Consider the following 24,689-nt stretch of genomic DNA (forward strand, 5'->3'; position numbering starts at 1 on the left):
TCAAGCCAGCTTGATCTGCACGTCGACGCCAGCCGCCAGCTCGAGCTTCATCAGCGCGTCTACGGTCTTGTCGTTCGGATCGACGATATCGAGCACGCGCTTGTGCGTGCGGGTCTCGTACTGGTCACGCGCGTCCTTGTCGACGTGCGGGGAGACGAGGATGGTGTAACGCTCGATCTTGGTCGGCAACGGAATCGGGCCACGCACTTGGGCGCCGGTTCGCTTAGCCGTCTCAACGATCTCGCTGGCCGAACGGTCGATCAAACGATGATCGAACGCCTTCAGCCGAATTCGGATCTTTTGGTCCGCCATGACGGGTTCCTTGAATATAAAGAGCGACAGACAAGGCCTCTGGGTTGCCCTGCCCCACGATTAGTCCATCTAACAAAGACGCCGCGCACTCCGGCACGGCGACAAGGCCACTCCATTGACCTCAAAAAACCAAGGCAGACCAAGACTACTGGCCTGCCCAGACGCGAGAGTATATCGGACGTGCACAAAGGAGGTCAACAGTGAACTGTTGACCCCCGATGAACGACCGACTATCCATGTCTGGGGAACACGAGGAACTTCCTGTTCCTCTTTTCCCGTTATTGGCGCCCCACTGCCCTACCCAGGGAACAGCGGGGTGCGCATTTTACTACAGAATCAGGCGTTGATCTTGGCAACCACGCCGGCGCCGACGGTGCGGCCACCTTCACGGATTGCAAAGCGCAGGCCTTCGTCCATTGCCACCGGGTTGATCAGGGTGACGGACATCTTGATGTTGTCGCCCGGCATCACCATTTCAACGCCTTCCGGCAGCTCGATGGCGCCGGTGATGTCGGTGGTACGGAAGTAGAACTGCGGACGGTAGCCCTTGAAGAACGGGGTGTGACGGCCGCCTTCGTCCTTGGACAGGACATAGACTTCGGCTTCGAACTGGGTGTGCGGCTTGATCGAACCCGGCTTGGCCAGGACCTGGCCACGCTCGACGTCGTCACGCTTGGTGCCGCGCAGCAGCAGACCGGCGTTGTCGCCTGCCTGACCCTGGTCCAGCAGCTTGCGGAACATTTCCACGCCGGTGACGGTGGTCTTGACGGTCGGACGGATGCCGACGATCTCGATTTCTTCACCGACCTTGATCACGCCGCGCTCGATACGGCCGGTCACCACGGTGCCGCGGCCCGAGATCGAGAACACGTCTTCGACCGGCATCAGGAATGCCTTGTCAACGTCGCGCTCCGGGGTCGGGATCCAGGTATCCAGCGCATCGACCAGCTTCAGGATCGACGGCACGCCGATTTCCGACTGGTCACCTTCCAGCGCGGCACGGGCCGAGCCAGCGATGATCGGGGTGTCGTCGCCCGGGAAGTCGTACTTGGACAGCAGCTCGCGCACTTCCATCTCGACCAGTTCCAGCAGCTCTGCATCGTCCACCATGTCGGCCTTGTTCAGGAACACGACGATGTACGGCACGCCAACCTGGCGCGACAGCAGGATGTGCTCGCGGGTCTGCGGCATCGGGCCGTCAGCAGCCGAGCAGACCAGGATCGCGCCGTCCATCTGGGCGGCACCGGTGATCATGTTCTTGACGTAGTCGGCGTGACCCGGGCAGTCAACGTGAGCGTAGTGGCGGGTTTCCGATTCGTATTCGACGTGCGAGGTCGAGATCGTGATGCCACGAGCCTTTTCTTCCGGAGCCTTGTCGATCGCGTCGTAGGCGTGGAATTCGCCGCCGAAGCGCTCGGCGCCGATCTTGGTCAGCGCAGCAGTCAGGGTGGTCTTGCCGTGATCGACGTGACCGATGGTGCCGACGTTCACGTGCGGCTTGGTGCGTTCAAACTTGCCCTTGGCCATGTTTGTATACCTTTAATGATTCAATGAAAAAACGAAGGATGGTGGAGCTGAGCCGAAGCTCAGCCCTTCTTGATCACGGTGTCGGCGATGTTGTTCGGCGCCGGCTCGTAGTGGTCGAATTCCATGGTGAACGTTGCGCGACCCTGGGTCTGCGAACGCAGTGCGGTAGCGTAACCGAACATTTCGCCCAGCGGGATCATCGCATTGATGATGCTGGCCGAACCGTCACCGGTGGTGCCCGAACCCTGCAGAACGCCGCGACGACGGCTGACGTCGCCCATCACGTCACCCTGGTAGTCCTCCGGAGTGACGATTTCGACCTTCATGATCGGCTCCAGCAGAACCGGCTTGGCCTTGGCAAAGCCCTGCTTGAAGGCCATCGAGGAGGCCAGCTTGAACGCCATTTCCGAGGAGTCGACGTCGTGGTAGGAACCGAACACCAGCTTGACCTTGACATCGACCACCGGGAAGCCAGCCAACGGGCCGGACACGATGGTTTCACGCAGGCCCTTTTCAACCGACGGAATGAATTCCTTCGGAATCACACCACCGGTGATGTCGTTGATGAACAGGAAGTCATCCTTGATCAGCGGGGCGATCTTCGGATCGGCACGGTCTTCAGCGGTGATCGGCGACAGCTCGATCACGACGTGACCGTACTGGCCCTTACCACCGGACTGCTTGGCGTGCTTGTAGTCAGACTTGACGTCAGCGGCCTGGATGGTTTCGCGGTAAGCCACCTGCGGCTTGCCGACGTTGGCCTCGACGTTGAACTCGCGCTTCAGGCGGTCGACGATGATGTCCAGGTGCAGCTCACCCATGCCCGAGATGATGGTCTGGCCGGACTCTTCGTCGGTCTTGACGCGGAACGAGGGATCTTCCTGGGCCAGACGACCCAGTGCCAGACCCATCTTTTCCTGGTCGGACTTGGTCTTCGGCTCGACTGCCATCGAGATCACCGGCTCCGGGAACACCATGCGCTCCAGCACGATCGGGGCATCCACGGCGCACAGGGTGTCGCCAGTGGTGGTGTCCTTCAGGCCCACCGCCGCAGCGATGTCGCCCGCCAGCACTTCCTTGATTTCTTCGCGGTTGTTGGAGTGCATCTGCAGCACGCGGCCAATGCGCTCCTTCTTGCCCTTGACCGAGTTCAGCACCTGGTCACCGGCATTGAGCACGCCCGAGTAGACGCGGAAGAAGGTCAGCGAACCAACGAACGGGTCGGTGATGATCTTGAACGCCAGCGCCGAGAAGGGGGCCTTGTCGTCGGACTTGCGGGTCAGTTCGACGCTGTCATTGTCGACCTCGGTACCCTTCACGTCCGGCACGTCGACCGGCGACGGCAGCAGCTGGACCACGCCGTCGAGCATGGCCTGCACACCCTTGTTCTTGAACGCCGAACCGCAGTACATCGGCACGATTTCGGTAGCCAGGGTACGGGTACGCAGAGCATTGATGATTTCGCCCTCGGCCAGCTCTTCGCCGCCCAGGTACTTTTCCATCAGCTCTTCGGACGCTTCGGCAGCGGTCTCGATCATGAAGGTGCGGGCTTCTTCAGCCGCAGCGACCATGTCGGCCGGCATGTCGACGTACTTGAAGGTCATGCCCTGGGTAGCTTCGTCCCACTCAATGGCCTTCATCTTCAGCAGGTCGACCACACCCTTGAAGCCTTCCTCGGCACCGATCGGCAGCTGCATCGGCACCGGCACGGCACCCAGCTTGGCCTTCAGCTGGTCACGCACCTTCAGGAAGTTGGCACCGGTACGGTCCATCTTGTTGACGAAGGCGATGCGCGGCACATGGTATTTGTTGGCCTGGCGCCACACGGTTTCCGACTGCGGCTGCACGCCACCGACGGCACACAGCACAAACACGGCACCGTCGAGCACGCGCAGCGAGCGTTCCACTTCGATGGTGAAGTCAACGTGCCCGGGGGTGTCGATGATGTTGAAACGGTGCTCCGGCATGGACTTGTCCATACCCTTCCAGAACGCGGTGGTGGCAGCGGACTGGATCGTGATGCCACGCTCCTGCTCCTGCTCCATCCAGTCCATGGTGGCCGAGCCATCATGCGTTTCACCCAGCTTGTGGCTCTTGCCGGTGTAGAACAGGATGCGCTCGGACGTGGTGGTCTTGCCGGCATCAATGTGGGCCATGATGCCGAAGTTGCGGTAACGCTCGATAGGAGTGGTGCGGGCCACGGGAGCCTCTCAGATTTGCAAGAATTCGGATGGCCGAACGCCGCCTTGCGGCGGCCTTCGGATTAACTGGCGCGAATTGCGCGCCTTCCACTGGCACCCCAAAACAGGGGTAACGGCCCCGGCAAATCGGGGCCGCAGCAATTACCAGCGGTAGTGTGCGAAGGCCTTGTTCGCTTCCGCCATGCGGTGCGTTTCTTCGCGCTTCTTGATCGCGCCGCCACGGTTTTCAGAAGCGTCCAGCAGCTCGGCAGCCAGCTTCTTCGGCATGGTGGTCTCGCCACGCTTGCGCGCGGAGTCGATCAGCCAGCGCATGGCAAGTGCCATCTTGCGCGAGGAACGGACTTCGACCGGCACCTGGTAGGTGGCACCGCCGACGCGACGGGACTTGACTTCGACGTTCGGAGCCACGTTGTCCAGAGCCTTCTGCACCAGCTCGATGGAGTTCGGGTTCTTTTCGCCGATGACGTCCATGGCGCCGTACACGATCTTCTCGGCGACCGACTTCTTGCCGCTCAGCATGACCATGTTGATGAAACGGGCGATGGTTTCGCTTCCGTGCTTCGGATCCGGCAGGACGGAACGCTGCGGGGTATTACCTTTACGGGACATGATCTATTCCTTAGGCCTTCGGACGCTTGGCGCCGTACTTGGAGCGAGCCTGGCGACGCTTGGCGACGCCGGCGGCATCGAGCGAACCGCGGACGGTGTGGTAACGCACACCCGGCAGATCCTTCACTCGACCACCGCGGATCAGGACCACGGAGTGCTCCTGCAGATTATGGCCTTCACCACCGATGTAGCTGATGACCTCTTCCTGGTTGGTCAGGCGAACCTTGGCAACCTTGCGGAGAGCCGAGTTCGGCTTCTTCGGGGTGGTGGTGTAAACGCGCGTGCAAACGCCACGGCGCTGCGGGCAATTGTCCAGTGCCGGGGAGGCACTCTTGTAAGTGGTCGCCTGCCGCGGCTTGCGGACCAGCTGGTTGATCGTCGCCATCAGTGGTTTCTTCTGATTGAGGCCCTGGGGGCCTATGCGTTAATAATAGAAGGCAGGTCGATTTTTTGACCCACCGAGACCGGAGATTGTACCGAGGAAGGCAAAGCCGCGTCAACTGACACTGCCGTGCACCCCCTCCTCCTCCGCGACCGGCAGCCGGCACACCTGGGCGTGCCGGCTGCTGTTGTCATCGGCCGGCCCCGAAGGGCCGGACCGGCTTACTCTTCGCTACCCTGCACCTGCCCGACATCGGCGTCTGCAGCCACTGCCGTGGCAGTCACTTCTTCGGCTGCCGGCTGAACGCCGGAAAGCGTCTGCATTTCCGAATCGGTCAGGCCACCGGCATTGCGGCGGCGGGCGCTGTGATAGGCCAAGCCGGTACCGGCCGGAATCAGGCGGCCGACGATGACGTTTTCCTTCAGGCCGCGCAGCGTATCGCTGGTGCCACGCACGGCAGCCTCGGTCAACACGCGGGTGGTTTCCTGGAAGGATGCCGCCGAGATGAACGACTCGGTCGCCAGCGAGGCCTTGGTGATGCCCAGCAGCACCGGGTCGAACTGCACCGGCAGCTCGCCACGGGCAGCCAGCTTGGCATTGGCTTCGACCACGCGCTGACGCTCGGCCTGCTCGCCCACCAGGAAGTTGCTGCCGCCGGCATCGGTGATTTCCACCTTGCGCAGCATCTGGCGCGAGATCACTTCAATGTGCTTGTCGTTGATCTTCACGCCCTGCAGACGGTAAACGTCCTGGATTTCCTTGACCAGGTAACGGGCCAGTTCTTCCACACCCTTCAGGCGCAGGATGTCCTGCGGGCTCGGCTCGCCATCGACGATGGTTTCACCGCGGCCCACGTGCTCGCCTTCGAACACGATGACCTGGCGGTACTTCGGAATCAGCTCTTCGTGCTCGCCACCGTCAGCATCCTTGATGATCAGGCGCTGCTTGCCCTTGGTGTCCTTGCCGAAGCTGACCACACCCGAACGCTCGGCCAGGATGGCCGGGTCCTTCGGACGACGGGCTTCGAACAGGTCGGCCACACGCGGCAGACCACCGGTGATGTCGCGGGTCTTGGAGGCTTCCTGCGGGATCTTGGCAACCACGTCGCCCACGCCCACCGGAGCACCGTCCTGCAGGTTGACGATCGAACGCGGCGGCAGCAGGTACTGGGCCGGCATGTCGGTGCCCGGGATGCTCAGGTCATTGCCCTTGGCATCGACGATGCGCACCAGCGGACGCAGATCCTTGCCCTGCGAACCACGACGCTTGGGATCGGTGATCTCGCGCGACGCCAGGCCGGTCAGTTCGTCGGTCTTTTCAATGACGGTGATGCCGTCGATGAAGTCGATGAAGCGGACGAAACCGGCCACTTCGGACACGATCGGGTGGTTGTGCGGATCCCAGTTGACCACGGTCTGGCCAGCCTTGACCTCGGCACCGTCCTTGGCATGGATGGTGGCACCGTAGGGCAGCTTGTAGCGCTCGCGCTCACGGCCGTGCGGATCAAGCACGGAGATTTCGCCCGAACGCGAGACCGCCACCAGCGAGCCGTTGGCATGTTCAACCGACTTGAGGTTGTTGAACTTGACCGAACCGGTGGTCTTGATGGTGATGTTGTCCACCGCAGCGGCACGCGAAGCGGCACCACCGATGTGGAAGGTACGCATCGTCAGCTGGGTACCCGGCTCACCGATGGACTGGGCAGCGATGACGCCGACCGCTTCACCGATGTTGACGATGTGGCCACGGGCCAGATCGCGGCCATAGCAGTGCGAGCACACGCCGAAAGCCGACTCACAGGTGATGGTCGAACGGACCTTGATGGTCTGCACGCCGGCATCTTCCAGGGTCTGCACCCAGGCTTCGTCGAGCAGGGTATTGCGGGTCACGATCGGATCTTCGTCGTTGCCCGGCAGGAACACGTCCTCGGCCACGACGCGACCCAGCACGCGGTCCTTCAACGGCTCCACCACATCGCCGCCTTCCACGATCGGGGTCATGGTCAGGCCTTCCAGGGTGCCGCAGTCGACCTCGGTGATCACCACGTCCTGGGCCACGTCGACCAGACGACGGGTCAGGTAACCGGAGTTGGCGGTCTTCAGCGCGGTATCGGCCAGACCCTTGCGGGCACCGTGGGTGGAGTTGAAGTACTCCTGCACGTTCAGGCCTTCGCGGAAGTTGGCCTTGATCGGGGTTTCGATGATCGAGCCGTCCGGACGGGCCATCAGGCCACGCATGCCGGCCAGCTGGCGGATCTGCGCCTGGCTACCACGGGCACCGGAGTCGGCCATGATGTACAGCGAGTTCATCGACTTCTGGTCGACGATCTTGCCGTCCGCATCGACCACCTTTTCGGTACCGATGGTTTCCATCATCGCCTTGGCAATGCGCTCGTTGGTGCGCGACCAGATGTCGACCACCTTGTTGTAGCGCTCACCGGCGGTGACCAGACCGGACTGGTACTGCTCCTGGATCTCGACCACTTCCTGCTCGGCTTCGCCCAGGATGCCCTTCTTCTCGTCCGGGATCAGCATGTCGTCGATACCGATCGACACACCGGCGCGGGTGGCGTAGGCGTAGCCGGTGTACATCAGCTTGTCGGCGAACACCACGGTGTCCTTCAAGCCCAGACGACGGTAGGACTGGTTGATCAGGCGCGAGATGTTCTTCTTGCTCATCTCGGTGTTGCACAGCTCGAAAGGCAGGCCTTCGGGCATGATTTCGCTCAGCAGCGCACGGCCGACGGTGGTGTCCACGATCGAGCTCTGCTTGACCTTGTTGCCGTCCTCGTCACGCACGGTTTCGGTGATGCGCACCTTGACCTTGGCGTGCAGCTCGACCACGCGGTTGTCGTAGGCGCGCTTCACTTCGTTGGTGTTGGCAAACACCATGCCCTCGCCCTTCTTGTTGATCAGGGCACGACTGAGGTAGTACAGGCCCAACACCACGTCCTGCGACGGCACGATGATCGGCTCGCCGTTGGCCGGCGACAGGATGTTGTTGGTGGACATCATCAGCGCACGCGCTTCCAGCTGGGCTTCCAGCGAAAGCGGCACGTGCACGGCCATCTGGTCACCGTCGAAGTCGGCGTTGAAGGCGGTACACACCAGCGGGTGCAGCTGGATGGCCTTGCCTTCGATCAACAGCGGCTCGAACGCCTGGATGCCCAGACGGTGCAGGGTCGGCGCACGGTTCAGCAGCACCGGATGCTCGCGGATGACTTCTTCCAGGATGTCCCAGACTTCGCCTTCTTCGCGCTCGACCAGCTTCTTGGCCGCCTTGATGGTTGTGGCCAGGCCACGACGCTGCAGCTTGGCGAACACGAACGGCTTGAACAGCTCCAGCGCCATCTTCTTCGGCAGGCCGCACTGGTGCAGGCGCAGGTACGGACCGACGGTGATCACCGAGCGACCCGAGTAGTCCACGCGCTTGCCCAGCAGGTTCTGACGGAAACGACCCTGCTTGCCCTTGATCATGTCGGCCAGCGACTTCAGCGGGCGCTTGTTGGTGCCGGTGATGGCGCGGCCGCGACGGCCGTTGTCCAGCAGCGCGTCAACCGATTCCTGCAGCATGCGCTTTTCGTTGCGCACGATGATGTCCGGCGCATTGAGCTCGAGCAGGCGGCGCAGGCGGTTGTTGCGGTTGATGACGCGGCGGTACAGGTCGTTCAGGTCGGAGGTCGCAAAGCGGCCACCGTCCAGCGGCACCAGCGGACGCAGGTCCGGCGGCAGCACCGGCAGCACGGTCATCACCATCCACTCCGGACGGTTGCCCGACTCCAGGAAGGCTTCGACCAGCTTGATGCGCTTGGTCAGACGCTTGAGCTTGGTTTCCGAACCGGTGGAAGCAATTTCTTCCTTCAGGCGGACCATTTCCGACTGCAGGTCGATGGTGCGCAGCAGGTCGAACACGGCCTCGGCGCCCATCGCGGCATCGAAGTCGTCGCCGTGCTCCTGGCGGGCCTGCATGTACTGCTCTTCGTTGAGCAGCTGACGACGCTCCAGCGTGGTCAGGCCCGGCTCGGTGACCACGTAGGCCTCGAAGTACAGCACGCGCTCGATGTCGCGCAGGGTCATGTCCAGCATCAGGCCGATGCGGCTCGGCAGCGACTTCAGGAACCAGATGTGCGCCACCGGCGAAGCCAGGTCGATATGGCCCATGCGCTCGCGGCGCACCTTGGCCAGGGTCACTTCGGTGCCGCACTTTTCGCAGACCACACCGCGGTGCTTCATGCGCTTGTACTTGCCGCACAGGCACTCGTAGTCCTTGACCGGGCCGAAGATGGCGGCACAGAACAGGCCGTCACGCTCCGGCTTGAAGGTGCGGTAGTTGATGGTTTCCGGCTTCTTCACTTCGCCGTACGACCACGAGCGGATCAGTTCCGGCGAGGCCAGGCCGATCTTGATCGCGTCAAAATCCAGCGTCTGGCGCTGCTGGTTGAAGAGGTTGAGCAGGTCTTTCATTGGTTTTCTCCGAAAGGAGGAATTCGTATCGATGAGGCGTTCGGGATCACTTGGGCAGCGCGGGGAGGATTACTCCCCGCGCGTACCTGCTCAGTGCTCTTCCAGCTCGATGTTGATGCCCAGCGAGCGGATTTCCTTGACCAGCACGTTGAAGGATTCCGGCATGCCGGCAACCATCTCGTGTTCACCGTCAACGATGTTCTTGTACATCTGGTTGCGGCCCTGCACGTCGTCGGACTTCACCGTCAGCATTTCCTGCAGGGTATAGGCCGCGCCGTAGGCTTCCAGCGCCCAGACTTCCATTTCACCGAAGCGCTGGCCACCGAACTGCGCCTTGCCACCCAGCGGCTGCTGGGTCACCAGCGAGTACGGGCCGGTCGAACGGGCGTGCATCTTGTCGTCGACCAGGTGGTGCAGCTTCAGGTAGTGCATGTAGCCAACGGTGGTCTTGCGGTCGAACGCCTCACCGGTGCGGCCGTCGTACAGCTGCATCTGGGTCTTGGTGGCGTTGAAACCGAGCAGACCGGTTTCCGGATCCTCATCCGGGTAGGCCAGCTCCAGCATCTGCCGGATTTCGTCCTCGTAGGCACCATCGAACACCGGGGTGGCCATCGGCACGCCGTCGGTCAGGTTGCGGGCCAGGTTCAGCAGCTCCTCGTCGGAGAACTGGTCCAGGTCAACGCGGTTGCCGGCGTTGGCCGCATCGTGGTTGTAGACCTTGTTCAGGAACTCACGCAGCTCGAGCACGGCGCGCTTTTCGTCGAGCATCTTCTGGATGCGCTTGCCCAGGCCCTTGGCGGCCCAGCCCAGATGCACTTCCAGGATCTGGCCGATGTTCATGCGCGACGGCACGCCCAGCGGGTTCAAGCAGATGTCCACGGTACGGCCGTCAGCCATGTACGGCATGTCTTCCACCGGCACCACATTGGAGACCACACCCTTGTTGCCGTGGCGGCCGGCCATCTTGTCACCCGGCTGGATGCGACGCTTCACGGCCAGGAACACCTTGACCATCTTCAGCACGCCCGGGGCCAGATCGTCGCCCTGGGTGATCTTGGAACGCTTGTCCGCAAAGCGGGCTTCGAATTCCTTCTCGTGCATCTGGATCTGCATCTGGGCGCGCTCGATCGCCTCGGCGGCATCGTCGTCCTTCATCCGCAGCATGAACCAGTCGGACTTCTTCAGGCCGTCCAGGTAGGCGTCGGTGATGGTGTCGCCCTTCTTCAGGCCCGGGCCGCCGTTGGCAACGCGGCCAACGATCACGCCACGCAGGCGGGCGTAGATGGCGCCTTCCAGGATGCGGAACTGGTCGTCGAAGTCCTTCTTGACGCGCTTGATTTCAGATTCTTCGATCTGACGGGCGCGCTTGTCCTTCTCGATACCGTCGCGGGTGAAGACCTGCACGTCGATGACGGTGCCGTCCATGCCCGGCGGCACGCGCAGCGAGCTGTCCTTCACGTCCGAAGCCTTCTCGCCGAAGATCGCGCGCAGCAGCTTCTCTTCCGGGGTCAGCTGGCTTTCGCCCTTCGGGGTGACCTTGCCGACCATGATGTCGCCGGCACGCACTTCGGCACCGATGTAGACCACGCCGGACTCGTCCAGGCGGTTGAGCGCCTGCTCGGACACGTTCGGGATGTCGGCCGAGATCTCTTCCGGCCCCAGCTTGGTGTCACGCGCAACGCAGGTCAGCTCTTCGATGTGGATCGTGGTGTAACGATCCTCTTCCACCACGCGCTCGGACAGCAGGATGGAGTCTTCGAAGTTGTAGCCGTTCCACGGCATGAACGCGATCAGCATGTTCTGGCCAAGGGCCAGCTCGCCGATGTCGGTGGACGGGCCGTCAGCCAGCACGTCGCCACGGGCGATCACGTCACCGACGTTCACCAGCGGACGCTGGTTGATGCAGGTGTTCTGGTTGGAACGGGTGTACTTGATCAGCGGGTAGATATCCACGCCGGCATCGGTGTCACCGACGATCTCGTTCTCGTTGACCTTGACCACGACGCGTGCAGCATCGATCTGCTCGACCACACCACCGCGACGGGCATTGACGGTCACACCGGAGTCACGTGCCACGGCGCGTTCGATACCGGTACCGACCAGCGGCTTCTGCGCACGCAGGGTCGGCACGGCCTGACGCTGCATGTTGGCGCCCATCAGGGCGCGGTTGGCGTCATCGTGCTCCAGGAACGGCACCAGCGCCGCAGCGACCGACACGGTCTGCATCGGCGAGACGTCCATGAAGTGCACTTCATGCGGCGGCTTGAGCAGCGATTCGCCCTGGTAACGGCACGGCACGAAGGTCTCGGTCAGCATGCTGTTGTTGTCCAGCAGTGCATTGGCCTGGGCGATGACGTATTCGTTTTCCTCGATCGCCGACAGGTATTCGACGTCGTCGCTCACCTTGCCGTCCACGACCTTCCGGTACGGGGTCTCGAGGAAACCGTACTGGTTGGTGCGGGCGAACACGGCCAGCGAGTTGATCAGGCCGATGTTCGGACCTTCCGGGGTTTCGATGGTGCAGACACGGCCGTAATGGGTCGGGTGCACGTCGCGCACTTCGAAGCCGGCGCGCTCACGGGTCAGGCCGCCCGGGCCCAGGGCCGAGACGCGACGCTTGTGGGTCACTTCCGACAGCGGGTTGTTCTGGTCCATGAACTGGGACAGCTGCGAGGAGCCGAAGAACTCCTTGATCGCGGCGGCCACCGGCTTGGCGTTGATCAGTTCCTGCGGGGTCAGGCCTTCGGATTCGGCCATCGACAGCCGCTCCTTGACCGCACGCTCGACGCGGACCAGGCCGACGCGGAACACGTTCTCGGCCATTTCGCCAACCGAACGCACGCGACGGTTGCCCAGGTGGTCGATGTCATCGACCACGCCACGGCCGTTGCGGATCTCGGTCAGGACCTTGATCACGTCCAGGATGTCCGAGCTCTCGCCATGGGTGGCGACCAGACGCTTGGACTCCTCGTCATTGCGCTCGGCAAAGTACTTCTTGTCGTACAGCACGGCTTCGCCGGTGACTTCCTTGCGGCCGACACGGCGGTTGAACTTCATGCGGCCGACCGTGGACAGGTCGTAGCGCTCGAAGGTGAAGAACAGGTTGTGGAACAGGTTCTGCGCGGCATCCTTGGTCGGCGGCTCGCCCGGACGCATCATGCGGTAGATTTCCACCAGGGCCTCGAGCTGGGTCTTGGTGTTGTCGATGCGCAGGGTGTTGGACAGGTACGGGCCGCGGTCCAGATCGTTCACCCACAGGGTGCCGACCGAATCCACGCCGGCCTTGCGGAAGGCCTGCAGCTGGTCGTCGGTGATCTCGTCGTTGGCCTGGGCCAGCAGCTCGCCGGTGTTGGCGTCGATCACGTCATGGGCCAGGATGCGCCCGACCAGGTACTCGTCCGGCACGGCCAGGGCAGCAATGCCCGACTGCTCCAGCTGGCGGATATGACGGGCGGTGATGCGCTTGCCGGCCTCGACAATGACCTTGTCGCCATCGGCCAGGTCGAAGTTCAGGGTTTCGCCACGCAGACGCTCCGGCACCAGCTCCAGCTGCACGCCCTCGCTCGGGTCGATGTGGAAGGTGTTGATGTCGAAGAACTCGGCCAGCATCTCCTCGTTGGAGTAGCCCAGGCCACGCAGCAGCACCGACACCGGCAGCTTGCGGCGACGGTCGATACGGGTGTACAGCGCATCCTTCGGGTCGAATTCGAAATCCAGCCAGGAGCCGCGGTAAGGAATGATACGGGCGCTGTACAGCAGCTTGCCCGAGCTGTGGGTCTTGCCACGGTCGTGGTCGAAGAACACACCGGGCGAACGGTGCAGCTGGGACACGATCACGCGCTCGGTGCCGTTGACGATGAACGTACCGTTCTCGGTCATCAGCGGGATTTCGCCCAGATAGACTTCCTGTTCCTTGACGTACTTGATCGCCTTGGTCGAGGACTCCTTGTCATAGATGACCAGGCGCACGGTCACGCGCAGCGGCGCACCGTAGCTCATGCCACGCTGGCGGCACTCGCGCTCGTCAAACACCGGATCGCCGAGCTTGTAGCCGACATATTCCAGGGCGGCATTGCCGCTGTAGCTGGAAATCGGGAATACCGACTTCAGTGCTGCATGCAGACCGATGTCACGGCGCTTGGCCGGCTCCAGGTCTTCCTGCAGGAACTCACGGTAGGAATCGACCTGGATGGCGAGCAGGAACGGCACCTCCAGGATCGAGCGCTGCTTGCCGAAATCCTTGCGGATGCGCTTTTTTTCGGTGAACGAATATGACGTCATTGGGTCTCACCTTGGGTGTGCGAGGCGTGCGTCCACGGCTCGTCAGGGAACTTGAAAATTGTCAGTTGGAAACCACTGGTATTGCCGGCACCAGCACGCCTTCTCCCGCTGCTTCCAACTGCCAACTCGACTGCCTCACTGCCCTGCCCGGCGCCTGCGGCGGCCGATCATCAGGTTCAGGACTGCAGCCCACGTTGGGCTTTTTTACGCTACGGCAGCGAACCACCGCTTGAAACGACCAAAGGCCGGGGGCAAAAGCCCCCAGCCTTGGCTGCATCGCCGCAAATGCAATGGCGACGCAATGGAGTGCTTACTTGACTTCGACAGTCGCGCCAGCAGCTTCCAGGTCCTTCTTCATCTTCTCGGCTTCGTCCTTGGACGCAGCTTCCTTCAGGACGCCGCCGGCTTCGGCCAGGTCCTTGGCTTCCTTCAGGCCCAGGCCGGTGATGGCGCGGACAGCCTTGATGACTTCGACCTTCTTCTCGCCAGCCGACTTCAGGGTGACGGTGAACTCGGTCTGCTCTTCAACAGCAGCGGCCGGGCCGGCAGCGGCAACGGCAACCGGAGCAGCGGCGGAAACGCCGAACTTCTCTTCGATGGCCTTGACCAGCTCCATCACTTCCATCAGGGACTTTTCGGCGATTGCGTCGACGATCTGATCATTGGTAAGGGACATTTTGATTACCTTTTGAAAATATTCTGGATTGGGGTTCCGCAAGGAACCACGGAGACGTCGAACTTAGGCGGTTTCAGCAGCCGGCTCGGCAGCTTCTGCAGCTGCACCGCCTTCCTGCTTTTCACCGACAGCCTTGACGGCGCGCGCGAACATGGTGACCGGCTCGGTCAGGACGCGGGCCAGCATGGCCAGGGCCTGATCACGGGTCGGCAGCGATGCCAGCACGTCAACGTGGCCAGCCGGGAACAGTTCCCCGCCGATTGCCACGACTTTCGCCTTCAGCTTGTCATTGCCCTTGGCGGCATCCTTGATCAGGCGACCGGCAGCGCCGGGCTCCTCGAGCGAGAACGCATACAGCAGCGGACCAACCAGCTGGTCCTTGGCGCATGCGAAATCGGTGCCTTCAACGGCACGCGAAGCCAGGGTGTTCTTGACAACCTTCAAGAAAACGCCGGTTTCACGAGCCTGCTTGCGCATCGCGGTCATTTGGGCGACCGTGGTGCCAGCGTATTCGGCTGCGATCAAGGAGTGGGCCTTGGCGGCGACGTCTGCCAGCTCGGCGACTACTTCTTGCTTCTGGGACAGATTGAGAGCCATTGCACTCCTCCTAGTGAACTCCGCTTACGGCTCCTGCCGTGTGCGGTCCTAGACAGCATTCATCCTTGAATACCGGGAACATCGAAACGATGCTCCGTTGGTGGTCGTTCCAGACCTGGAGTGGTGCCGACCCGGGAAACCCAGACCTGCTTGAACCAGAAAACTCCAGAAGGGCGACACCATCTACGCAGGTTGATCGAGGATCGATTAAGCCATGCCGGGCGAACCGGCACCGCGCCTGCGGTCTTTGACGGCTACCTGCATCCCCACGTATGGATCAGCCGGTTGCCTTCAAAAGGGACCGGGACTGCGCAGGACGCAGACCCGACCATCAAACAATTACTTCAGGTTCAGCGACGACTGGTCGACGGTGATGCCGCCACCCATGGTCGAGCTGACCGACACCTTCTGCAGGTAGGTACCCTTGGAAGTCGCCGGCTTGGCCTTGATCAGATCCAGCAGCAGTGCGGTCAGGTTCGACTTCAGGTCTTCACCAGTGAAGTCGATCTTGCCGATGGTGGTGTGGATGATGCCGGCCTTGTCGGTGCGGTAACGCACCTGGCCACCCTTGGCATTCTTCACTGCTTCGGCCGGATTCGGCGAAACGGTGCCGACCTTCGGGTTCGGCATCAGGCCACGCGGGCCCAGCACGGTGCCCAGCTTACCGACAACGCGCATCGCGTCCGGGGTGGCAATGACCACGTCGTAGTTCAGATCGCCGGCCTGCATCTTCTCGGCCAGGTCTTCCATGCCAACGGCATCGGCGCCAGCAGCCAGGGCTTCGTCAGCCTTGGCACCGGCCGGTGCGAACACGGCAACGCGCACGGTCTTGCCGGTACCGGCCGGCAGCACGGTGGAACCGCGAACCTGCTGGTCAGACTTACGGGCGTCAACGCCCAGACGCACGGCCACGTCGATGGACTCGACGAACTTGGCACGGGCGGTGTTCTTCAGGATTTCGATCGCCTCGTCAAAGCCATAAGCCTTGCCCGGAACGATAGCGGCCTTGATGGCCTTCTCACGCTTGGTCTGTGCCATGTGATTAACCCTCCACCTTCAGGCCCATGGAACGGGCCGAGCCCGCGATCGTACGCACAGCGGCGTCCAGGTCAGCGGCAGTCAGGTCCGCTCCCTTGGCCTTGGCGATGTCTTCCAGCTGGGCGCGGGTGACGGTGCCGACCTTGTCGGTGTTCGGCTTCTTCGAGCCGGACGAGACACCAGCAGCCTTCTTGAGCAGCACGGTGGCCGGGGTGCTCTTGGTGATGAAGGTGAAGGTACGGTCGGAGTACGCGGTGATGATCACCGGGGTCGGCAGACCCGGCTCCAGCTTGGAGGTCGCTGCGTTGAACGCCTTGCAGAACTCCATGATGTTCAGACCACGCTGACCCAGCGCCGGACCAACCGGCGGCGACGGGTTGGCCTGGCCGGCCTTCACCTGCAGCTTGATGTAGCCAATTACTTTCTTAGCCATGATTATTCTCCGGGTGCTGACGCCTTGACGAACAGGCTCCCCATCGGGCCGGGAATCACGCGCGTCCCGGCATCGCGTCTCACCATACAAGAAGGCCACCTCGCGGCGGCCTCCAGGCTTGGCAAGCACCCCGAATGGGGTAAGCCGCCAAGTATAACAACTTTTTCAAGCCAACTTGCAACCGCGCTTCAATAAGCGCTCAGGATTGCTTTTCGACCTGACCAAACTCCAGCTCTACCGGGGTCGAACGACCGAAGATCAGGACTGCCACGCGGACACGGCTCTTCTCGTAATTGACCTCTTCGACAACACCATTGAAGTCGTTGAACGGACCATCAATGACGCGGACCATCTGACCCGGCTCGAACAACACCTTCGGACGCGGCTTCTCGACACCTTCCTGGACACGATCCAGGATGGTTGCCGCCTCTTCGTCACGGATCGGCAACGGACGGTCGGCAGTGCCACCAATGAAGCCCATTACCCGCGGTGTTTCCTTGACCAGGTGCCAGCTTTCGTTGTCGATGCGCGGAATGCCAGCCTCTTCATGGGTCTCGATCTGGACCAGCACGTAACCCGGGAAAAACTTCCGCTCGGAACGGCGCTTCTGTCCGGCGCGCATTTCCACCACTTCTTCGGTGGGAACCAGCACGTCACCAAAGCGCTCTTCCATCTCCGCACGCGCAATGCGGTCACGCAACGCCTGGGCGACAGACTTTTCAAAACCCGAGTAGGCGTGAACGACGTACCAACGCTTCATTGTATTTTCCTCAACGCCCCAGGATCCACTGGGTGAGTTTCTGGATGATGTAATCGAACCCGCCCAGCAGCAGACTCAGGATGATGACCACGATGACCACAACCCAGGTCATGCGGATCGCCTCCTGACGCGTCGGCCAAACGACCTTGCGCAGCTCAAAACGGGATTCGGAAAGAAATTCGCGGGCCGAACGGCCCAGAGCGGTCAACATGAAAACCGCGCCGCCGGCGACCAGGCCAAGGATGACAGCCAGACCGCGGATCTGGGAGGCCCAGGCGCCCAGCTGAGCGGCACGCTCAGGAGCGGAAAACCAGAACCAGAAAAACAGGCCTGCGACCAGCAAAAGACCGGCCGCTGCGTACTTAACGATATCGCCACCAGTGGCAGCGTTGTTATGCTCGATCTTGCTGTTCATCCGACTCTTGGTTTTGATAGTGGCGATATAGCCACCGGCTGTGAGTCGCAAGTGGCACGCCAGGAGGGACTCGAACCCCCAACCTGCGGTTTTGGAGACCGCTGCTCTGCCAATTGAGCTACTGGCGTATGCGCTTGATGCATTTACAACACCCGCATGTCAGCGGGACACCGCTGGAAATGAATACTTTCGTACCACTTCCTTTGCTTGCCACGGGATGGCGGCGCAAACCGCCACCCCGAAGCAGATATTACTCAGGCGTTGATCTTGGCAACCACGCCGGCGCCGACGGTGCGGCCACCTTCACGGATTGCAAAGCGCAGGCCTTCGTCCATTGCCACCGGGTTGATCAGGGTGACGGACATCTTGATATTGTCGCCCGGCATCACCATTTCAACACCTTCCGGCAGCTCGATGGCGCCGGTGATGTCGGTGGTACGGAAGTAGAACTGCGGACGGTAGCCCTTGAAGAACGGGGTGTGACGGCCGCCTTCGTCCTTGGACAGGACATAGACTTCGGCTTCGAACTGGGTGTGCGGCTTGATCGAACCCGGCTTGGCCAGAACCTGGCCACGCTCGACGTCGTCACGCTTGGTGCCGCGCAGCAGCAGACCGGCATTGTCGCCTGCCTGACCCTGGTCCAGCAGCTTGCGGAACATTTCCACGCCGGTGACGGTGGTCTTGACGGTCGGACGGATACCGACGATCTCGATTTCTTCACCAACCTTGATCACGCCGCGCTCGATACGACCGGTCACCACGGTGCCGCGGCCCGAGATCGAGAACACGTCTTCGACCGGCATCAGGAATGCCTTGTCAACGTCGCGCTCCGGGGTCGGGATCCAGGTATCCAGCGCATCGACCAGCTTCAGGATCGACGGCACGCCGATTTCCGACTGGTCACCTTCCAGCGCGGCACGGGCCGAGCCAGCGATGATCGGGGTGTCGTCGCCCGGGAAGTCGTACTTGGACAGCAGCTCGCGCACTTCCATCTCGACCAGTTCCAGCAGCTCGGCATCGTCCACCATGTCGGCCTTGTTCAGGAACACGACGATGTACGGCACGCCGACCTGGCGCGACAGCAGGATGTGCTCGCGGGTCTGCGGCATCGGGCCGTCAGCAGCCGAGCAGACCAGGATCGCGCCGTCCATCTGGGCGGCACCGGTGATCATGTTCTTGACGTAGTCGGCGTGACCCGGGCAGTCAACGTGGGCGTAGTGGCGGGTTTCCGATTCGTATTCGACGTGCGAGGTCGAGATCGTGATGCCACGGGCCTTTTCTTCCGGAGCCTTGTCGATCGCGTCGTAGGCGTGGAATTCGCCACCAAAGCGCTCGGCGCCGATCTTGGTCAGCGCAGCAGTCAGCGTGGTCTTACCGTGGTCAACGTGACCGATGGTGCCGACATTGACGTGCGGCTTGGTACGTTCGAACTTACCCTTGGCCATGGCTCTTAATCTCGAATCAAAAAAGGGACTGGTACGTAGATGGTGCTCACGAAAGGAATCGAACCTTCGACCTCTTCCTTACCAAGGAAGTGCTCTACCGACTGAGCTACGTGAGCGATTTCTTTATTATGGCATACAATTCAATGGAGCGGGAGACGGGAATCGAACCCGCACCATCAGCTTGGAAGGCTGAGGTTCTACCATTGAACTACTCCCGCCTCGGGGGTGCCGCCATAATGGAATATGGTGGAGGGAGGTGGATTCGAACCACCGAAGTCGTAAGACAGCAGATTTACAGTCTGCCCCCGTTGGCCGCTTGGGTATCCCTCCGTCGCCGACCCCGCTATCAATGACTGAAGGCCAATCCAGTCCGGGGTGGGTGAGCCGCTATTTTGTGAGGTTCAAAGTGCCTTGTCAACAAAAAAATTCACATTTGCACAACTTTTTTGACAAGGCAGTTGAATGACCCTCACTGCCCCGGCAACGGCAGTTGCTCACCGGCAAAGACCGCCACATGCGGCACGCCGTCGGCACCGATCCAACCACGGTACATCCCTGGCGTATTGAACGGCGCGGCCGCGGCACCATCGGCGGACAGGATGATGGCACCACCATCGCCACCCAGTGCAGGGATCTGGTCATTGATGACTGCCTGGCCGGCCTGTGCAGGGCTTTCTCCCAGGTAGGTCATCCGTGCACAGATGCTGTGCGCGGCCACGGTACGGATATAGAACTCGCCCCAACCGGTACCGGAAATGGCACAGCGTCCGTCAGCCCAGGTACCGGCACCGATGATCGGACTGTCACCGACCCGGCCATAGCGCTTGTTGGTCATGCCACCGGTGGAAGTTGCCGCCGCCAGGCTGCCCTGGCGGTCTCGTGCCACCGCGCCGACGGTGCCGAAGTACCTCGCCGTTTCCAGATCTGCATGCGCCTGTTGCTGTGCCTCTTCGGCAAGCGCGCGCTGCAATTGCTGCCATCGATGCTCGGTGCGGAACCATGCCGGATCCACCTGCTCGATCCCCTGCTCGGCGGCAAACGCCTCCGCGCCCTGACCCACCATCATCACGTGCGGCGACTTCTCCATCACCGCACGGGCCAGGGTGATCGGGTTTTTCACCGTCTGTAGACCGGCAACCGCACCGGCCTGGCCACTGCGGCCATCCATGATCGAGGCATCCAGCTCATTGCGCCCGTCATGGGTGAAAACCGCGCCGCGGCCGGCGTTGAAACTGGGGTCATCCTCCAGCACGGTCACCGCTGCCGTCACCGCATCCACGGCAGACTTGCCGGCCAACAACTGGGCATGACCGGCCAGCAGGGCACGCTGCAAGGCCGCACGTGCACGCGCCTCGCCCGCCGCATCCAGATCACCCGGCGCCACCCCTGCCCCACCATGGATCAACAACAACGGCTCGGCCGCCATCGCCGTTGCCGTCAACAGCGCACTGGCACACAACACACCTGCACATAGCAAAGAACGCATCACACTTCCTCATTGAAGATGCCATTGCCGCACACAACCACGGCCGGAGTCATTACTGCAACCGATCCAGCTGCCACTGCCCCTGGTCAGTACGTGCACGGTACAGAAATGCTGGCGCGTGCACGTCCAGGGTGCCCAGGTCCAGCTCACTTTCACCGTTGATGCCGATGACGGCAACCTCGCCCTGGCGCAGGTGCTGGCCGGGCTGCAGCTGTTCGGCCGGCAACTGTGGTGCAATCAACCAGGCCACATGGGCAGGATCGAGCCGATGCAGGCGGGCACGACCATCGGCCTCCAGGGCCAGTGCCGCGTCCTCATCCACCCCCAGCCCAACCACGGGCTGGCCGGACAGGTTGCGCGCCTTGTTGACGAAGGCCAGCAAACGGCCCTGGCGGTCGCGCTGGCCGAAGTGGGTGTCGGTCAACACATCCCGCAACCAGGGCACCTGCAGAAAGTCCTGTTCCAGGGTGACGGCCTGGCCGAGCGGATCCGCCAGCGCCGACAGGCTGTCGATGCTGCCATCATCCAGTGCACCGTAGGCCCAGCCACCAAGAATCGCCAATCCCGCACTGGTACCACCGATCGGCTTGCCGGACTGCACGTGTGCGGTCAACAGCTGCTGCACCGGGGTGTCTTTCCAGAAGCGGATGTAACGGGCCTGATCCCCGCCGGCAATGAAAACCGCATCGGCGCGATCAATCAGGGCAGCCACCTCGGGGTCAAAGGCGGCGCTGCGGGCAGTGAAAACCAGGGTGCGTGCTGCGCTGACACCGCCAATTTCCTCGTAGAAATACTCCTGCATGTCGCTGCCGCCGGAGGCGCGCAGGATCAGCAGCCGGCCGCCGCCGGCGCGCTCGGCAAACCAGCGCATCGCCGAGGGAACCTCCTGCCCGCCACCCATCAGCAGCGTGCCCGGACTGGGGGCGGCAACGCCGTCACGTCGCCAGTCGCCAATGGCAAACTGCTGCACGCCGGGCAGCTGCATCACCACCGGCAGCGGCTCCACCCGCAGCAGCGGCTGTCGATGCACCACCGGTGCCGGCCCGGGCTTGCCACATGCCGCCAGCGCAACCAGCAATCCCACCAGAAAAAATGCTTTGCGCCGCCCCACGACACCACCCTTGCAGATGTAAGCGACTGATTCGATAAGACTTATCGAAATAGCCAATGGATCACATTTAGGCGCAGAATACACCTGTCTGACACATGAATCGTGTCACGAACCAAACCTGAAGTTTCATCAAACCGTAGCGCCCAGGAGTCAGTTTTCATGCGTAGACATGTCATGGTCGGTTCCATCCAACTGGCGCTACTGGCGCTTGCCGCGCCGGCAGTGGCGCAGTCATCGCCCAGCGCGCCGCAACAGCTGGATACCGTGCAGGTCACCGGCTCGCGGATTGCCCGCGCCCAGGTGGAAGGCCCGGCACCGGTCACCGTCATCACCGCCGAGCAGATCGCCTCCGCCGGCCTGGTCTCGGTGCCTGATGTGCTGCGCTCGCTGAGCCAGAACAGCGGCAGCGTGCAGGGCCAGCAGAACACCACCGGTGCCCAGTCCACCCCCGGTGCCCAGGCCGTGGACCTGCGCGGCCTCGGCCCCAACCACACCCTGGTGCTGATCAACGGCCGCCGTATCGCCGATTTCCCGCTGCCACTGAACGGCCGCAGCAACTTCACCGACATCGGCAACATCCCGCTGGGGATGATCGAGCGCATCGAGGTGCTCACCGGCAGTGCTTCGGCCGTGTACGGCTCGGACGCCATGGCCGGCGTGATCAACTTCATCCTGAAAAAATCCACTGACGGCCTGACCGTGGACTACCGCTACGGCGATACCCATGAGGGTGGCGGCGACTCGCATCGCCTGACCCTGACCGGCGGCTTTGAAAAGGACAACTTCAGCGGCATCGTCGGCGTCGAGCTGCAGGACAAGAGTCCGCTGTGGGGCTACGAGCGCGATGTGCAGGACTCCACCGCCGATGCGCCAACCGCGCGCCGCCGACTGCCACGTCTGGTCGCCCAGCGCCTGAACTGGGAGGACGACACCAACGTCGCCCCCAGTGGCGACTGTTCGGCCATGGCCGGGCTCAACGGCGGCACCACCGTCCTGACCGAAGACCGCTATGGAGAGCCGCTGTGCGGCAGCGAACGCGCCATTGCCTACCGCACCATCGAGAACGAGCGCCGTGGCGCCACCGCCTACGGCGCGTTTGAGTACCGCTTCAACGAGGACCTGGCCTGGTTTGCCGACCTCCAGCTGGGCCACCAGAAGGTCAAGCTGCTCACCGGCACCAACGGCAATGACGTGGCCAGCGACCACATGGGCTGGGAATTCCATGACCCGGCTTCGCGCAACAACAACAGCGCCAAGGTGTTCTACAACCAGGCCACCGACAACCGCGAAATCTGGTCACGCCAGTTCAGCCCGGAAGAAGTGGGCGGGCTGGAAAACCGCATGAACACCACCACCCAGAAGACCTTCTCCATCACCACCGGCCTGCAGGGCCGCCTGGGCGAGAACTGGGACTGGGAGGCCGCCTACAACCATTCCCAGTACAAGGCCGATGTGGACATGCCGCGCATCCGCGCTGCTGCTGCCAATGAATACTTCCTCGGCCCGCTGCTCGGTTACACCTCCTCGGGCTATGCAATCTACAACCCCGACCCGGCAAAACTGTTCTCGCCGGTATCGCCGGCCGATTTCGCCACATTCGGGGTGATGTCCACCTTCAAGCCGAAGGCCGACAACGACAACCTCAACCTCACCTTCAGCAACAGCGCCCTGTTCACCCTGCCGGCCGGTGATGTCGGCTTTGCCGGCACCGTGGAATACGGCCAACAGTCCTATGCGATCAACCCGGACCCGCTGGCCCTGACCGAAGACGCCTACTACGGCCCGCGCTACGGCGATGGCTCTGGCGAGCGTGACCGCTGGAGTGCCGCCGGCGAGCTGCGCCTGCCGCTGCTGGATTCCCTCCAGGCCAGCGTGGCCGGCCGCTATGACCGCTACAGCTACGGCGACCAGGACCCGGGCAAGTTCACCTACAGTCTGGGCCTGGAATGGCGTCCTCTGGACAGCCTGCTGGTGCGCAGCTCCTACGGCACCGGCTTCCGTGCCCCGGACATGCACTACCTGTTTGCCGGCGAGGACTACTACCGCACCCGCTACGCCACCGACTACTACGCCTGCCGCAGCGACGAGCCCGGCTTCAGCGATGGTGAGTGCTATGACGACGGCAGCTGGGACGTCAGCACCTTTGACGTCTATTCCGGCAACCAGAACCTGGACGTGGAAACCAGCAAGTCGTTCTCGGCCGGTTTCGTGTTCTCCCCGCTGGCCGGGCTGGACCTGAGCGTGGACTACTACCGCATCAAGATCAGCAACCAGGTCCAGGTGCAGGATCGTGAGCTGCTGCGCAGCACCGAAGCGGACTGCCGCCTGGGCGTGACCGATGACGGCGCCAGCGTGGACATCACCTCGCCGACCTGTGTGGATGCGCTGGCCCGGGTGATCCGCGATGCCGATGGCGAAATCACCAGCGTGCTGTTCGCCCCGATCAACATCGCAAACGAAGAAACCTCGGGCCTGGACGTCAGCGCCAGCTACCGTTTCAGCACCGCCACGGCCGGCAACTTCCACCTCAACGGCAGCTACACCTGGGCGCGCCAGCACGAGCGTCAGCTGTATCCGGGCGATGCCTATGAGGACATGCTCGATGTCAGCTTCAGTGCCACCACCCTGCCCAGCAACAAGGGCAACCTGGGCCTGAGCTGGGACAAGGACGCCTTCGGTGCCAGCCTGTTCGGCAACTACCTGGGCCGGGTGGCCAACTATGACAACGATGCCTGGACCGACTCGACCTGGCGCTTCAACGCCAGTGCGCGCTATGACATCAACAGCCATCTGCGCGTGGCCCTGTCGGTGAACAACCTGTTCAACAAGATGCCGCCCAAGGACGCCACCTGGGCCAACTACCCGTACTACGACACCTCCTGGTTCAGTTCGGTAGGCCGCAGCTACTACCTGCAGGTCACCTGGAAGCTGGGCGGGGCCGCACTGTAAGACG

The 24,689-nt window shown here is 62.4% G+C and carries 17 protein-coding genes and 4 tRNA genes; 1 reads left to right on the plus strand and 20 read right to left on the minus strand.

Going from position 1 to position 24,689, the window contains the following annotated elements:
• From rpsJ to ABB25_RS12690, 20 genes are all read right to left on the minus strand, one after another.
• Complete coding sequence (gene rpsJ, locus ABB25_RS12595; RefSeq protein WP_057638681.1) at positions 1-312, minus strand: 30S ribosomal protein S10; 312 nt, start codon at positions 310-312, stop codon at positions 1-3.
• Between the two features lie 336 nt (positions 313-648).
• Complete coding sequence (gene tuf, locus ABB25_RS12600) at positions 649-1,839, minus strand: elongation factor Tu (RefSeq protein WP_057667326.1); 1,191 nt, start codon at positions 1,837-1,839, stop codon at positions 649-651.
• Positions 1,840-1,898: 59 nt separating this feature from the next.
• Positions 1,899-4,040 (minus strand): elongation factor G, encoded by a 2,142-nt coding sequence (gene fusA / locus ABB25_RS12605; protein WP_057667328.1) that lies wholly within the window; start codon positions 4,038-4,040, stop codon positions 1,899-1,901.
• Positions 4,041-4,181: 141 nt separating this feature from the next.
• The gene (rpsG, locus tag ABB25_RS12610) at positions 4,182-4,649 is read right to left on the minus strand and encodes a 30S ribosomal protein S7 (protein WP_057667329.1); all 468 of its coding nucleotides are present in this window, start codon (positions 4,647-4,649) and stop codon (positions 4,182-4,184) included.
• Between the two features lie 10 nt (positions 4,650-4,659).
• Positions 4,660-5,034 carry a 30S ribosomal protein S12 gene (rpsL, locus tag ABB25_RS12615; protein ID WP_057638815.1) on the minus strand — a complete coding sequence of 125 codons (375 nt, stop codon included), beginning with the start codon at positions 5,032-5,034 and terminating at the stop codon, positions 4,660-4,662.
• Positions 5,035-5,252: 218 nt separating this feature from the next.
• Positions 5,253-9,494, minus strand: a complete 4,242-nt coding sequence (gene rpoC, locus ABB25_RS12620; RefSeq protein ID WP_057667331.1) for a DNA-directed RNA polymerase subunit beta' — start codon at positions 9,492-9,494, stop codon at positions 5,253-5,255.
• 90 nt (positions 9,495-9,584) lie between these two features.
• Positions 9,585-13,775: a DNA-directed RNA polymerase subunit beta gene (gene rpoB / locus ABB25_RS12625; RefSeq protein WP_057667333.1), complete on the minus strand. Its 4,191-nt coding sequence runs from the start codon at positions 13,773-13,775 to the stop codon at positions 9,585-9,587.
• A gap of 310 nt (positions 13,776-14,085) precedes the next feature.
• On the minus strand, positions 14,086-14,451 hold the full coding sequence (gene rplL, locus ABB25_RS12630; protein ID WP_057667335.1) for a 50S ribosomal protein L7/L12: 366 nt from the start codon (positions 14,449-14,451) through the stop codon (positions 14,086-14,088).
• 63 nt (positions 14,452-14,514) lie between these two features.
• Positions 14,515-15,048 carry a 50S ribosomal protein L10 gene (gene rplJ / locus ABB25_RS12635; protein ID WP_057667337.1) on the minus strand — a complete coding sequence of 178 codons (534 nt, stop codon included), beginning with the start codon at positions 15,046-15,048 and terminating at the stop codon, positions 14,515-14,517.
• A gap of 339 nt (positions 15,049-15,387) precedes the next feature.
• The gene (gene rplA / locus ABB25_RS12640; protein ID WP_057667339.1) at positions 15,388-16,086 is read right to left on the minus strand and encodes a 50S ribosomal protein L1; all 699 of its coding nucleotides are present in this window, start codon (positions 16,084-16,086) and stop codon (positions 15,388-15,390) included.
• A 4-nt stretch (positions 16,087-16,090) separates the two neighbouring features.
• Positions 16,091-16,519, minus strand: a complete 429-nt coding sequence (rplK, locus tag ABB25_RS12645; RefSeq protein ID WP_057667341.1) for a 50S ribosomal protein L11 — start codon at positions 16,517-16,519, stop codon at positions 16,091-16,093.
• Between the two features lie 199 nt (positions 16,520-16,718).
• Positions 16,719-17,279: a transcription termination/antitermination protein NusG gene (gene nusG, locus ABB25_RS12650; RefSeq protein ID WP_057667344.1), complete on the minus strand. Its 561-nt coding sequence runs from the start codon at positions 17,277-17,279 to the stop codon at positions 16,719-16,721.
• A gap of 10 nt (positions 17,280-17,289) precedes the next feature.
• On the minus strand, positions 17,290-17,694 hold the full coding sequence (gene secE / locus ABB25_RS12655; RefSeq protein WP_057667352.1) for a preprotein translocase subunit SecE: 405 nt from the start codon (positions 17,692-17,694) through the stop codon (positions 17,290-17,292).
• 52 nt (positions 17,695-17,746) lie between these two features.
• Positions 17,747-17,822, minus strand: a tRNA-Trp gene (locus ABB25_RS12660).
• Between the two features lie 126 nt (positions 17,823-17,948).
• The gene (gene tuf, locus ABB25_RS12665; RefSeq protein WP_057667326.1) at positions 17,949-19,139 is read right to left on the minus strand and encodes an elongation factor Tu; all 1,191 of its coding nucleotides are present in this window, start codon (positions 19,137-19,139) and stop codon (positions 17,949-17,951) included.
• A 40-nt stretch (positions 19,140-19,179) separates the two neighbouring features.
• Positions 19,180-19,255, minus strand: a tRNA-Thr gene (locus ABB25_RS12670).
• A 28-nt stretch (positions 19,256-19,283) separates the two neighbouring features.
• Positions 19,284-19,357, minus strand: a tRNA-Gly gene (locus tag ABB25_RS12675).
• Between the two features lie 26 nt (positions 19,358-19,383).
• Positions 19,384-19,469: transfer RNA gene (locus ABB25_RS12680), tRNA-Tyr, on the minus strand.
• A 139-nt stretch (positions 19,470-19,608) separates the two neighbouring features.
• Positions 19,609-20,625 carry an isoaspartyl peptidase/L-asparaginase family protein gene (locus tag ABB25_RS12685; RefSeq protein WP_057667354.1) on the minus strand — a complete coding sequence of 339 codons (1,017 nt, stop codon included), beginning with the start codon at positions 20,623-20,625 and terminating at the stop codon, positions 19,609-19,611.
• Positions 20,626-20,677: 52 nt separating this feature from the next.
• The gene (locus tag ABB25_RS12690; RefSeq protein WP_152981218.1) at positions 20,678-21,709 is read right to left on the minus strand and encodes a cyanophycinase; all 1,032 of its coding nucleotides are present in this window, start codon (positions 21,707-21,709) and stop codon (positions 20,678-20,680) included.
• Between the two features lie 186 nt (positions 21,710-21,895).
• Here ABB25_RS12690 and ABB25_RS12695 point away from each other — a divergent pair, with 186 nt between their 5' ends.
• A complete protein-coding gene (locus ABB25_RS12695; protein WP_057667357.1) occupies positions 21,896-24,685 on the plus strand; it encodes a TonB-dependent receptor plug domain-containing protein in 2,790 nt (929 codons plus the stop codon).
• The last annotated feature ends 4 nt before the right edge of the window (positions 24,686-24,689 follow it).

The organism is Stenotrophomonas koreensis (genome assembly GCF_001431525.1).
GTDB lineage: Bacteria > Pseudomonadota > Gammaproteobacteria > Xanthomonadales > Xanthomonadaceae > Stenotrophomonas > Stenotrophomonas koreensis.